At 65.6% G+C, this 12,118-nt stretch carries 12 protein-coding genes; 3 read left to right on the top strand and 9 right to left on the bottom strand.

The window, feature by feature from the left end:
* Window positions 1-62 precede the first annotated feature (62 nt).
* Both AKN83_RS30580 and AKN83_RS30575 read right to left on the bottom strand, forming a co-directional pair.
* Window positions 63-350: a GIY-YIG nuclease family protein gene (locus AKN83_RS30580; protein ID WP_050404060.1), complete on the bottom strand. Its 288-nt coding sequence runs from the start codon at window positions 348-350 to the stop codon at window positions 63-65.
* Window positions 351-460: 110 nt separating this feature from the next.
* Window positions 461-1,306, bottom strand: a complete 846-nt coding sequence (locus tag AKN83_RS30575) for a DUF3313 domain-containing protein (RefSeq protein WP_050404065.1) — start codon at window positions 1,304-1,306, stop codon at window positions 461-463.
* Window positions 1,307-1,566: 260 nt separating this feature from the next.
* Here AKN83_RS30575 and AKN83_RS30570 point away from each other — a divergent pair, with 260 nt between their 5' ends.
* Window positions 1,567-2,172 (top strand): TetR/AcrR family transcriptional regulator, encoded by a 606-nt coding sequence (locus AKN83_RS30570; protein WP_050404059.1) that lies wholly within the window; start codon window positions 1,567-1,569, stop codon window positions 2,170-2,172.
* A 169-nt stretch (window positions 2,173-2,341) separates the two neighbouring features.
* On the opposite strand, the gene AKN83_RS30565 is transcribed toward AKN83_RS30570, so the two are convergent.
* Window positions 2,342-3,181 (bottom strand): LysR family transcriptional regulator, encoded by an 840-nt coding sequence (locus tag AKN83_RS30565; RefSeq protein WP_050404058.1) that lies wholly within the window; start codon window positions 3,179-3,181, stop codon window positions 2,342-2,344.
* A 128-nt stretch (window positions 3,182-3,309) separates the two neighbouring features.
* Between AKN83_RS30565 and AKN83_RS30560 the strand changes: the two genes are divergently transcribed.
* Window positions 3,310-3,903 (top strand): cysteine hydrolase family protein, encoded by a 594-nt coding sequence (locus AKN83_RS30560; RefSeq protein ID WP_050404057.1) that lies wholly within the window; start codon window positions 3,310-3,312, stop codon window positions 3,901-3,903.
* A 10-nt stretch (window positions 3,904-3,913) separates the two neighbouring features.
* On the top strand, window positions 3,914-4,543 hold the full coding sequence (locus tag AKN83_RS30555) for a glutathione binding-like protein (protein WP_050404056.1): 630 nt from the start codon (window positions 3,914-3,916) through the stop codon (window positions 4,541-4,543).
* Between the two features lie 22 nt (window positions 4,544-4,565).
* Here AKN83_RS30555 and AKN83_RS30550 read toward each other — a convergent pair whose 3' ends face one another.
* The 6 genes from AKN83_RS30550 to AKN83_RS30525 form a co-directional block, all read right to left on the bottom strand.
* Entirely contained in the window at window positions 4,566-6,062 is a 1,497-nt protein-coding gene (locus tag AKN83_RS30550; RefSeq protein ID WP_050404055.1) for an AMP nucleosidase, read from the bottom strand.
* A gap of 120 nt (window positions 6,063-6,182) precedes the next feature.
* Window positions 6,183-6,926: a signal peptidase I gene (lepB, locus tag AKN83_RS30545; protein WP_063695597.1), complete on the bottom strand. Its 744-nt coding sequence runs from the start codon at window positions 6,924-6,926 to the stop codon at window positions 6,183-6,185.
* A gap of 92 nt (window positions 6,927-7,018) precedes the next feature.
* Complete coding sequence (locus tag AKN83_RS30540) at window positions 7,019-8,170, bottom strand: DUF2778 domain-containing protein (RefSeq protein ID WP_157113647.1); 1,152 nt, start codon at window positions 8,168-8,170, stop codon at window positions 7,019-7,021.
* 426 nt (window positions 8,171-8,596) lie between these two features.
* Window positions 8,597-9,292, bottom strand: a complete 696-nt coding sequence (locus AKN83_RS30535; protein WP_050404054.1) for a DUF899 family protein — start codon at window positions 9,290-9,292, stop codon at window positions 8,597-8,599.
* A 77-nt stretch (window positions 9,293-9,369) separates the two neighbouring features.
* Complete coding sequence (locus AKN83_RS30530; protein WP_050404053.1) at window positions 9,370-10,872, bottom strand: glycosyltransferase family 39 protein; 1,503 nt, start codon at window positions 10,870-10,872, stop codon at window positions 9,370-9,372.
* Window positions 10,873-10,879: 7 nt separating this feature from the next.
* Window positions 10,880-12,013: a glycosyltransferase family 2 protein gene (locus AKN83_RS30525; RefSeq protein WP_050404052.1), complete on the bottom strand. Its 1,134-nt coding sequence runs from the start codon at window positions 12,011-12,013 to the stop codon at window positions 10,880-10,882.
* Window positions 12,014-12,118: the final 105 nt, after the last annotated feature.

Raw genomic sequence — 12,118 nt, 5'->3', positions numbered from 1 at the left:
TTTGTTTGTGTCGTCATTCCGGGGCACGCGAAGCGTGAGCCCGGAATCCATAACCACGAATGTCAGTTGGATATTCCCGGAAAGCGATCGACCCACACGGGATTTTGCTCTTCAATCAGCCGCACCTTCCAATCGCGCCGCCATTTCTTCAGTTCTTTCTCCCGTGTGATCGCGGTGGCCGCGTCGTCGTAGATTTCAAACCAGACCAGCTTGTCGACCCCGTATCGTGACGTGAACCCGGGAGCCGCTTTGGTTCGGTGCTCGTGGACGCGACGCACGATGTCGTTCGTCACACCCAGATAGCGGGTGCCGTGCTTCCTGCTGGCAAGGAGATCGACGTAGTAGGCCATCTCGACAGCCGTGGTTATGGATTCCGGGCTCGGCGCTACGCGCCGCCCCCGAATGACGAAGGATAGTTTTCCGGGACGCGTCGCTCAATACGTTGCCGCAGTCTTGCCTATCACTCCACCTTCGCCGCAACCGGTCCCTTGTCGGTCCAGTCCGGCGGCACGCCGGCGCTGTCGCCGACCATGCCGATGAGACCGGGCGCACGCCCGAACGCTTCGCACGCCGGATATTTCGGCGCGCCGCCGAGCAGGAAGCCGAGCCGCTGCATCGAGGGTATCGAGGGCACGCCGCCGAACGGCGTCACGCCGGTGACCAGCATCTGGCTGAAATCGCCGCCGAACGATGCCGCAAGGCCGTACGCATCGCCCTCCTCCGACATCCGCCCGTTGTCGAAGGCACTGGCCGCGCGGCCCCAGACCATCGCCGCCTTCTGCTGCCCGGCCGGATCGCGTGCCTCGGCCTCGAGCGACAGGCTGCCGAGTCCCACCGGAATCCGCGGCACCGGCACGGGCACGCCGGGCAACAGAATCGACTTCGCTACCGACACACCCTTGGAGACGCCGACCGCCGTCGGATCGGTGGGCACCGCATGCGTGATGACGGCGTGAACGGTCAGATCGGCCGGCTCCGACGCAACCACGTAGAAGCGTTCGCTCAGGCCCGCACATAATGCGCGATCAGCCGCGTTGGTCACGAGCCGGCGCTGTGCAGCCGTGAACGGCGCGGGCGTTCGCTCCGAGAACACGGTGGGGACGATCCTGACGGTTTTCGCCGCCAGCACCTCATCCTTGTTGACCCGCAGCAGCGAGCGGGTCAACATCCCGTCCGATTGCACCATATTGTCGTAGGAGCGAAGCGAGCCTGCCTGATCCAGCGTCGCCGTCGCGCAGCCCGAGACCAGCAGAGCGAGCAGGTTCGCCGCCGCCCAGCCGCGGAGCGGTACCCCCCGCCTGCTCACGAATCCATTTGCCGCCGGAAGCAGCTTGATCCGGCATACGCGCGAGCAAGATGTCATTGCCGGCCCACTGACTTACACTTGGTGTAAATATTACACTTAGTGTAATTATTGTGTTGGGCGGTTTTATGGCCGGGACCGCCGCCTGCGACCGGAAGACGCATGTCCAACCGCGCACTGCGCGCGTTGACGCCGACGGCCGCGCGAACCCGAGGCCGCAAAATGCTTTTGCCCTGATTGCCTGTTCATGAGAGACGCGGCCGATGCCCGAGACGAAAACCCAGACGTCTGCAAAGACCGAAGGCCTGCGCGAGCGAAATCGCCGCGAGACGACCCGACGCATCGCCGATGTCGGCATGGAGCTGTTTCTGGCCAACGGCTTCGAGGCGACGACGCTGGATGAGATCGCGGCGGCGGCCGGCATCTCGCGCAGGACCTTCTTCTACTATTTCAGGAGCAAGGACGACATCCTGCTCGCCCATATCGCCGGCTATGACGACGCGCTGAAGGCATCGATCCGCGACCATGCCGCCGCGGGCGAGCCGATCGACGTCGTCCGCGAGGCCTTGCTAGAAATGTCCGCCCGCTTCCAGACGTCGCGAACGGTTGCGATTTCGCGCCTGATCCGTGAGAGCGAAGTGCTGAGCTCCCGCAAGCACCGCAGCGATCAGCATCGGGAGCAGGTCGTCTACGAGACGCTGCGCGAATTGTGGCCGGGCAAGGACCGCCGCGACCGTCTTCGTCTCGTCGCGATGGCCGCGAGCGGTGCGCTGCGCATCGCGGTCGACGCCTGGCTCGAGCAGGGCGGCAAGCGCCAGCTCACCAAATACGTCCAGGACGCCTTCGCCAATCTGAAGGCCGCGATCTAACTCCATTTCTCTCGTCATTCCCCGGTGCGCAATTGCGCACCTGAGGGCGGCGCGTAGCGCCGAGCCCGGAATCTGTTGTTCAGCGAAACTTGCGGCCCGATGGATTCCGGGCTCTCGCTTCGCGAGCCCCGGAATGACGAAAGGGCAAGTTCGCATTCCCGTCGCCACCTCACCCGCCCCGGGCGACGTCGTGGAAGCAGGCGCGCAGCCAGTCGATGGTGACGCGGGTCGCCGCATCGCGCTTGAGGTGGTTTTGCACCAGAAGCCAGACGTCGCGCCGCTTCGGCAGCAGCGTGGTGCGCAGACGGCGGTCGGTCAAAAGGTCGACGCAACTGTGCTCCGGCAGCACGCCGACCGCCTGATGCGACTGGATCAGCCTGTGGATGATCCGGACATTGTCGGTGACGCAACGCGCGCGAAGCCGTTTTCCACGCAGAAACTGCGTCTCGGGTATCGCTCCGAGCTCATCGGGATAGGCGCAGGTGACCGCCTCTCCCGCAGATGTCGCGACCGGCTCGAAGAAATACAGCCTGACCTCGGCGAGCTTCGAGATCGCGAAGTCGCCCTTGTCGGGCTTGCGCAGGCGGATCGCCAGATCGGCTTCCCAGCGCGAGAACTTGACGTTGTCGCTCGAGGTCAGGAATTGCAGCGTAAGGCCCGGATTGGCGCCGAGCAATTCGCTGGTGCGCGGCGCCAGCACTTCTTCTGCAATCGCATTGGTGGATGCGATGCGCAGCCGGCCGACCGGGCCGGGCAGGCTTTCGCCGATCCGGCCGATCTCCTCGGCATGGGCGGCCATCGCCTGGACGTGCGCGAGCACCACGTCGCACTGCCGGGTCGGCTTGCGGACGCCGTCGGCAGCCTCGAACAGGCGCAGCCCGAGCGCGCGCTCGATCCGCGCCAGCCGGCGGCCGACCGTGGTCTCGTCGATCCGCAGCCGCGCGCTGGCGCCGGCATAGGTGCCCTCGTCCCTGACGGCGGCGATGATGCGAAGATCATCCCAGTTCATGGCCAGAGGCTACATCGCATCCCGCCTGGCTGCAATAACGCAGCCACTGGCTGCAATATCCCTGCATAATGGCAGGCGGGTCCGTGGCTATATTTTCCCAAGACGCATCCTCCGGAGTTCTCAGGACCATGACCACAGCCAAGACCTTGATGCAGCTTGCCGGCATCGACCTCACCCTGCCCCGCCTCGGCGACAGCTGCCTGGTGCTGATCGACATCCAGAACGAGTATCTCGCAGGCCCGCTGGCACTGCCCGACGCCGGCCCCGCGATTGCGCGCGCCACCGCCTTGCTCGGCCGCGCGCGGGAGAGCGGCGCTGCGATCATTCACATCGCGCACAAGGGCGCGCCGGGTAGCCTGTTCGATCGCAGCGCGGAGCGCGGCGCGATCATCGCGCCGCTGTCGCCCCGGCCCGGCGAGATCGTGATCGAGAAACAATTGCCGAACGCCTTCGCCGGCACCGACCTCAACGCACAGCTCGCCGCGACCGGCCGCAAGGAGCTCGTGCTCGCCGGCTTCATGACGCACATGTGCGTCAGCTCGACCGCCCGCGCCGCGCTCGATCTCGGCTTCCGCACCACGATCGATGCCGACAGCTGCGCCACCCGCGACCTGCCCGACGGCAAGGGCGGCACGATCGCGGCCCGGCTCATTCACGACATTGCGCTCGCCGAACTGTCCGACCGCTTTGCGATCATCGCGCGCGGCAACGCCCTCGCCTGAGGCACCGGTCATGCTGCAGCTCTATTTCTGGCCGATGGCCTGCTCGCTCGCCAGCCGGATCGCGCTGATGGAGGCCGGCATCGACGCCCGCTATCACATGGTCGATCTCTGGACCAAGAAGGTGCTCGAGGACGACGACGACTTCCGCGCCGTCGCGCCGAAGGGCGCGGTGCCGGTGCTGGTGCTGGAAAACGGCGAGCGGCTGACGGAGAGCGCTGCGGTGCTGCAATACATCGCGGACCTCAAGCCAGAGCTCGGCCTCGCGCCGCCGGCGGGCCATCCGGACCGCTACCGCTTGCAGGAATGGCTGAGCTTCATCGGCACCGAGATCCACAAGGGCTTTCTGTTCCCAACCTTCTGGTACAAGGACGAGGCATCGCTCGCCAAGCCGCGTGCCAGGATCGGCCAGACCTTGTCGGTACCATCGGCGCACCTCGCCGACCGCGAATTTCTGGTCGGTGACCGCTTCACGGTCGCGGACGCGCATCTCACCTGGGCCCTGCTGTTGCTCCGCGCCGCCGACGTCGACGTCGCGCAATGGCCGCCGCTGGCCGCCTATCTCACGCGCATGCAGGCGCGGCCGCAGGTCAAGGCCGCGATCGGCACCGAGATGCAGATGTGGAAGAACATCACGGCGTGATCGCCGCGCGCCCGGCGCGGGCTTACTGGAACGCGACCTCGGCGAAGCTGCGCAGCTTGCGCGAATGCAGGCGCTCGGATTCCTGCTGCTTGAGCCGCTCCAGCGCCTTCAGCCCGATCTGGAGATGCTGGCCGACGCGCTGGCGGTAGAACTCGCTCGCCATCCCCGCGAGCTTGATCTCGCCATGCAGCGGCTTGTCGGAGACGCACAGCAGCGTGCCGTAGGGCACGCGGAAGCGATAGCCGTTAGCGGCGATCGCCGCCGATTCCATGTCGAGCGCGACGGCGCGCGACTGCGACATCCGCCGGATCACCTGCGGCCCGCTGATCTCCCAATTGCGGTTGTCGACGCTCGCCACCGTTCCGGTGCGCATCAAGCGCTTGAGCTCGAAGCCGGTGAGCCCGGTCACCTCGCCGACCGCCTCCTCGAGCGCAACCTGCATCTCCGCAAGCGCAGGGATCGGTACCCAGAGCGGCAGCTCGTGATCGAGCACGTGATCCTCGCGGACATAGCCGTGGGCCAGCACATAATCGCCGAGCCGCTGCGTGTTGCGCAGGCCGGCGCAATGGCCGATCATCAGCCAGGCATGCGGCCGCAACACTGCGACGTGATCGGTGATGTTGCGCGCGTTCGATGGACCGATGCCGATGTTGATCAGGGTGATGCCGCGATAGCCGGGCTCGACCAGGTGAAACGCCGGCATCTGCGGGACGCGCCCCGACGCCGTCCCGCTCGTGCCGCCGCCCGCCAGCGCGTTGCGCGTGATCACATTGCCGGGCGCGACGAATGCATCGAGGCCTTGCTCGCCCGACGCAAGACGCTGCAGGCTCGATTGCACGAAGGCATCGACATAGAACTGGTAGTTGGTGAAGATCACGAAATTCTGGAAGTGCTCCGGATCGGTGCCGGTGTAGTGATAGAGCCGGCGCAGCGAGTAATCGACCCGCGCGGCACGGAACAGGGACAGCGGCTCGGGCGTGCCCGGCGTCAGCTCAAACGTGCCGTCGGCGATCGCATCGTCCATCGCGGCAAGGTCAGGCGTATCGAACACGTCGCGCAGCGACCGCGTGAACGCCGAGCTGTCGGCGATGGTCAGCGCCGCCTCGATATTGATGTCGCGCCGGTAGGCAAAATGGATCGGGATCGGCTCGCTGGACTCGCCGATCTCGACCGCCACGCCATGGTTCTTGATCAGGAGCCCGATCTGCTCGGTGAGATAGGTCCGGAAGATATCCGGCCGGGTGATGCTGGTCTCGTGGATGCCGGGTCCCGCGACGAAACCATAGGCGAGCCGCGAGTCGAGCCGCGCATGCGACGAGGTCGTGATGCGGACGAACGGGTAGTGCGCCCGCACCCGCGTCGTGATGGTGGCGCCGTTGACATAGGCCTCGAAGCGATCGCGCAGGAATTGGGTGTTGCGCTCGTAGATCTCTTCGAGCCGGACAACGGCGGCCGCGGCATCGACGAACGCTTCGGTCGTGATCGGCGGTGGGGTTTCGATGGGGGGCGTGGGAGACATGTTCGCTTTGCGCCAGATCCGTTGCCGAGCTCGGAATCGCCCTGGATCAGTACAATATAGCGACACACGATATGGCGACAATGCCTCCGCTTCCAGATCGACGCCGACCGCTGGGCATCCCTAGCGGACAACCGTCCCCATGCGCCCGGTCCTGATCACTCCCTCCGGCGATCGCGAGAAATAGATCAGCCCGGCACGGCCGATGATGTTCTCGAGCGGAATAGTGCCCATCATCGACGGCACACGGCTATCCGTGGAATTGTCGCGGTTGTCGCCCAGCATGAAGAATTGACCGGCGGGCACAGTGAAGACAGGCGTGTTGTCGTAATACGCGTGATCGATGCAATCGAGCGTCTCGTAGCTCACATTGTTCGGCAGCGTCTCGCGCCAGCGCCGCGCGCTGGATTGGCCATTTGACCCACAGGCGTCATCGCCGACGAAATCCGGCATCCGCTCGCGCACCACGGCCGTCTCGTTGATGTAGAGCTGACCGTCGCGCATCTGGATGCGATCGCCGGGCAGCCCGGCGACGCGCTTGATGTAATCGACGCGGTCATCCTTCGGCAGCCGGAACACCACCACGTCGCCGCGCGCCGGGGACGATCCGAAGATGCGCCCTTCGAACAGTTTCGGAGAGAACGGCAGGGAATAGTGGGTGTAGCCGTAAGCGAATTTCGAAACGAAGAGATTATCGCCGACTTCCAGCGTCGGCATCATCGACCTGGCCGGGATGCTGAAGGGCTGAAACAGGAAGGTGCGACACAGCGGCGGCGACAGGATCGGCAGCGCGATGATCAGGAGCAGCGCGATCAGCAGGATCCTGCCCCACGGCCGCCGGCGGCCGGTCTCCTGAACCAGTGTCATATGCCTGCCCTGCGCCCAGATTCACGTCGCCGAACATAGCTGACGACGGTGGGACAGGCCAAGGGGCCAAGCACCCCTGCAGCAGAATGCGTCTACTGAATCCTCGCCAAGACCGCGAGGCGGCGGATGCCCTTGTTACGATAGGCGTCGAGGAACGCGTAATAGTCCTTGAACGAGACGCAACCGTTGGAGTCGCCGTTCGGGCCGAGCATGAAGGTGTGCGCGAGCAGACCGTCGCGGTTGAAGATCTTGCCCTCGCCGCCGATCGGATTGAGCCGCAGCGCCGGCACGCCGTGGAACAGCGCCTCGCGCGGCTTGAGTTCGTAGATGTGCGGCGGCGTCACGCCGACCATCTTCATATGCGAGGATCTGGGATCGTCGAGCCGGGAGCCGAGCCCCGAATGCGCCTCGAGGCGCGTGCCGTCGGGCAGATACACGGTCTTGGCCGAGATGTCGTAGACCGCGGTCTGGCGATCATAGGGCGGCGAGCCGCCGAGCATCGGGTTCTGGTCCAGCGTCGAGGGGATGCTGCCGGTGACATTGGCGTCGGCCGAAGCGAAGGAGAGCAGCCCGCCGCTCGACTCGCGCTTGCCCCACAGCTTCTCGACCATGGTCTGCCGCTCGCTCGATGCGATCGACATCACCGCGGCCTTGGCGCGTGCGGCCATGTCGCGGACGCCGCCGGATTTGGTCGCCTGCTTGGCCTCGGGCGCCTTCTCAGTTCCCTTGGACTCAACCGTCGCAGATGGATCGTTGAGCGCCACCTTCAGATTGGCGGCGGCTTGCTTCTTGGCGGTCTCGACCGACTTCGGCGCCGGCAACGGCTTCGATGTCTCGGCGAGTTCTGCCGTCGCAACCGCCCTCGCCGCGACGGCGACCTTGGGTTCAGCGGCCTGCTTGATCGGATCGATCTGCGGTGCGGCGTCGGCCACGACGCTGGAGGCGACGCCCACCGGCGCGGCGGCCGCAAACCGATCGTTAAACATAAGTGACGGTGTCGGGGCTTCCGACTTTGCGACCTCGGCGTTGGCAGAGGTCTTGGCAGGGGTCTTGGCGGGTGCCCCCGGCGCCGGAGTCAGGGACGCGAATACCTCGTTGAACGCGGGTGCGGGCCGCGCGGCAACCGCAACGGGGCGCTTCACCACCGGCGCTTCAAATGACGCATGGCCTACCGACGGATAGACGCTCGCCGCAAAGATGTTGGCATAGACTGTCCATGCGCAGCCAAGCACCAGCCCCGCCACCGCGGCGCTGCCGAGGAAATGCTGTGGGAGGATTTTTCGGGAGATTTTCTTGCGGCTTGGCGCCCCAAGAACATACGCACTCGCACTCGTACCCATACGCCCGGCGCTCAAAACAGGTCCACCTTTGTCCCTCACCCGACGCATCGTCGAACGATGTTCGGCTCAACGTCGCGCGGGGGCACAGACGGCCATTAAGGCGACTTTTAGTTAAATGCGACTTAACCGGATGCGATCCCCTGCAACGCGGGAAGTGCCTGTGGCGTAGGGCTTTTTTAAGATGGCATTGGACCGCGAAAGTGGCTTTTTTGTCCCATGATGGGACATTCCGGCACGCGGCACCGCCGCCGCATGCCGAGATTAATCCTAGGGAGAATTTCCTTGCCGATGGCCCCCGTAATCGCGCGGGGATCGGGCAAAAACCATCTCTCAATAGCTGAGCTTCGGATACCAATCCGCGCCGCGCCCCTCGCGCGTGGTGTCGAGCAGGGTCCAGAGCGGATCCATGTCCGGCGCGCCGCGCGGGTCCTGGCCGGGGTCGACCGTGCCGGCACCCATCTCGCCCGCCCAGAAATGCCGGATCGCACCGTCGTGGTGCGTGAAGACATTGTAGCCGGGCACGTCGCTGTCATCCTTGCTGACATAGTCGCGCGTGTAATCGCCCGACGCATCCGAATAGACCTTGTGACGCGTCCAGCCGCGCGCCTTCTTCGCCTTGATCAGCCGCGCGATTGGCGAGCGTGCCACGAACACGAACGAGACGCGCTGCTCGATGTCCGGAAGCTTCCCCTCCCAAGTGCTCATGAACGACGTGCACATCGGGCACGGCTTCTCGCGCTGCGGGCCGAACATGTAGCTGTAGATGATCAGCGTCTGCTTGTTGCCGAAGAGATCGGCGAGCGAGGCTGTGCCGGACTCGCCGATGAACTGATAGGCCCCGGTCACCTCGCCGCCCGGCGGCAAGCTGCGGCGCAGCTCGGCGACGCGCGCGATGTGCCGGCGCAGCTCGATCTCCTCGACGAGCAGCGCCTGGCGCGCCAGACGATAGTCGGCGCTCTCATTGGGAAAGCGTCTGGCGTTGCTGTTTGCGAGTTCGACGGCGGGCTTGAGGACGGGACTGGTCATGGTTGGAACCTCGCGTGGTTGGCGGCTCCCTGGAAGACGGGCCGGAACCGGACGATCCGACATCAACAGCGACGGTTTTACTGCAGTTCCGGTGGCGGCGAACGATCGAAGACCTCGCCCTTTGCGCCGTCGAGCAGATCGAGCGCGTAGGTCTCGATCACCAGCGGCCCGCGCATGCGTTTGGCCTCGGCCACCGTTTCGACGTTAGCGAAATTGTCGCGAAGCGAGGCCGGCATCGCCTGCTCGACCTCGTGCACATAGAGCAGCTTGCCGGACAGCTGCGCCTTGCTCGGCTCGGGCATGTTGACCCAGCGAATGCGCTGGCCCTGCTGCGCGACGCAAGTGCCCTTGGGAAGATAGAAGGCAAGCCAGCCGACGGTGCCGTAATCCGGCGCCAGCACGCAGCTCGCGCCGGTTCGCGCGCGCACCGCCTCGATCTCGCTGGCGAGTTCCTGCCAGCCGACACCGACGCTGCGCACGGTGGCGTCGCGGCGAGAGCCCGAAAGGATGCCGGTGTTGGCCTGCACGATCAGCAGCGCGAACAGCACGACGCCAGACGGCGCGGCCCAGCGGCGGCAGAAATCGATCGTGCGCTGCTGGCGCGGCGCCCACTGCACCTGGATCGCCGCGACCGCGGCCGCCACCGCAAACGCCGGATAGACCGGCGCGAACCAGTTGGCCTCGACCCGCGCATGCAGCGCGTGCCAGGTGAAATAGACCACGATGGTCCAGAACATCGCGTTGACCAGCACGCGCGCAGGCATTGCGCCGGCACGGCGCCGGCAGAGCGCATAGAGGCCCATCACACCGAGGATGAAGACCAACGGCGTCGCGAATGCAAACTGCGTCGGGATCAGCTCGGCGATGTAGTTCGGCCGGAAGTCCTCGATCCGGGCGCGGCCCATCTGCTTGATGAACGACACCCAGTGGTGATCGGCATTCCAGGAGATGACCGGCGCAAACAGGCCGGCTGCAACCAGGCCGCCGAGATAGAGCCAGGGGGAAAGAAACCAGCGCCGCAGCTTCGGCACGACAGCAAGCCAGATCAGGATCGCCGGTCCGAAGAACAGCGCAGTGTATTTCGACAGCAGCGCCAGGCCGGCGCTGGCGCCGACCGCAAGCCACCAGGCGCCGCGGCCGCTCTCCAGAACCTTTGCCAGCGAATACAGCAGGAAGCTGGCGGCAACCAGCAGCGGCGCATCGGGTGTCACGATCAGCGTGCCGACCGCGGCCATCAGCGTGACATTGAGCAGGATCGTTGCGCTGGCGGCGATGCGCTGGCCGCCGAACAGGATCTCGGCGGCCCGGTAGATCGCCCAGCTCATCGGCAGCGCGAGCAGGATCGAAACCAGCCGCACGCCGAACGGCGTGTCGCCGGCGATCATGGTGCCGAGCCGGATCACGACCGCGACCATCGGCGGATGATCGTAATAGCCGCCGGCAAGCGCCTTCGACCACATCCAGTAATAGGCTTCGTCGAAGGTCAGCGGCGTCCATGCGGCGGCCGCCAGCCTCAGGATGACCAGCGCGCACACCGCAAGGGCGGTGTTCCGGGCCAGCCGCGCCTCGTTCGCGTTCATGCCGCCGTCATCGCTTGCGCCAGACGAACAGCCCGGACATCGCGTAGTTCCACACCACGCCCATCAGCGCGCCGGCCGCGCCCGCAAGCCACCAGATCGGCTCCTGGTCGTAGACCGAGAACGCGACGCCGACATTGGCGAGCAGGCCGACGCTGCACACCAGATAGAACAGCAAGAGGCCGCGCAGGATGCCAAAGCCCTTCAGCCGCTGGTCGCGATAGGTCAGGAAGTTGTTGAGGATGAAGTTGCTGGTCATGGCAACGATCGCACCAGTGGCCTGGGCCTCCGGGAACGGCGCCTTGAACAGTTCCAGCGCGATGAACAGCACGGACAGATGCACCAGCAGGCCGAGCCCGCCGACCGCCGCGAACAGGATGAAGCGCAGCGAGATCAGATCGTTGGTCAGCTTCGCCAGCACCAGGCCAAGGAAGTCGAGCGCGACCATCGAGTCAAGCTTGCTCTCGCCATGCTGGCGGGCGCCGAACGTGTAGGGAATTTCGACCGTGCGCAGCTTGCCCTCCGCCGTCGCCACGACGTCGAGCAGGATCTTGAAGCCCTGGGTCGAGAGCTGCGGCGCGAGCTGCTCGAAACGGTCGCGGCGGATCATGAAGAAGCCGCTCATGGGATCGGCGATCTCGACCTTCAGCGCGCGGCGCGCGATCTCGGTGGCAAATGCGCTGGCGCCGGCGCGCTGCTTGTTGAAGCCTTCGCTCTTGTAGCCCTCGATGTAGCGGCTGCCGACCACCAGCTCGGCCTCGCCGCTCTGCAGCAGCGCCACCATCTTCGGGAGCTGGGTCTCGTCATGCTGGAGATCGGCGTCCATGACCGCGGCATAGGGCGCGCTCGACGCCAGGATGCCCTCGATGCAGGCGCCGGACAGGCCGCGTCGGCCGACCCGACGGATGCAGCGGACGCGGGAATCCTTCCGCGCCAGGGCGCGGACGACGTCCCAGGTACCGTCGGGCGAGTTGTCATCGACGAAGATGACCTCCCAGGACACGTCCTTCAGGGTCGCGTCGAGCCGACGGTACAGCACCGTGACATTGTCGCGCTCGTTGAAGGTCGGGACGACCACCGAAAGCTGCGGCAAACTTGCTGCCTGCGAGGCGGTTTCGGGGGCTAGCTTGATGGCGTCATTCATGAGCGCCAGCGTATAGCCGCAGCCTCCCCCGCTGCCAAGGCGGGCCGGCCCAAACGCGGTCTCGGGAAGCGGGAAAACCGGGCAAAACAGCCCTGAAAATGCCAA

This window comes from Bradyrhizobium embrapense (assembly GCF_001189235.2).
GTDB classification, from domain to species: domain Bacteria; phylum Pseudomonadota; class Alphaproteobacteria; order Rhizobiales; family Xanthobacteraceae; genus Bradyrhizobium; species Bradyrhizobium embrapense.
Note: the sequence above shows the minus strand (reverse complement) of the source record. Positions and strands in the feature narration are given on the sequence as shown.

Excerpts from the sequence above, each read along its gene's own strand:
- AKN83_RS30565 (WP_050404058.1), bottom strand. The coding sequence starts at position 3,181 with ATGAACTGGGATGATCTTCGCATCATCGCCGCCGTCAGGGACGAGGGC.
- AKN83_RS30555 (WP_050404056.1), top strand. The coding sequence starts at position 3,914 with ATGCTGCAGCTCTATTTCTGGCCGATGGCCTGCTCGCTCGCCAGCCGG.
- AKN83_RS30535 (WP_050404054.1), bottom strand. The coding sequence starts at position 9,292 with ATGACCAGTCCCGTCCTCAAGCCCGCCGTCGAACTCGCAAACAGCAAC.
- AKN83_RS30560 (WP_050404057.1), top strand. The coding sequence starts at position 3,310 with ATGACCACAGCCAAGACCTTGATGCAGCTTGCCGGCATCGACCTCACC.
- AKN83_RS30525 (WP_050404052.1), bottom strand. The coding sequence starts at position 12,013 with ATGAATGACGCCATCAAGCTAGCCCCCGAAACCGCCTCGCAGGCAGCA.
- AKN83_RS30530 (WP_050404053.1), bottom strand. The coding sequence starts at position 10,872 with ATGAACGCGAACGAGGCGCGGCTGGCCCGGAACACCGCCCTTGCGGTG.
- AKN83_RS30550 (WP_050404055.1), bottom strand. The coding sequence starts at position 6,062 with ATGTCTCCCACGCCCCCCATCGAAACCCCACCGCCGATCACGACCGAA.
- AKN83_RS30580 (WP_050404060.1), bottom strand. The coding sequence starts at position 350 with ATGGCCTACTACGTCGATCTCCTTGCCAGCAGGAAGCACGGCACCCGC.
- AKN83_RS30570 (WP_050404059.1), top strand. The coding sequence starts at position 1,567 with ATGCCCGAGACGAAAACCCAGACGTCTGCAAAGACCGAAGGCCTGCGC.
- lepB (WP_063695597.1), bottom strand. The coding sequence starts at position 6,926 with ATGACACTGGTTCAGGAGACCGGCCGCCGGCGGCCGTGGGGCAGGATC.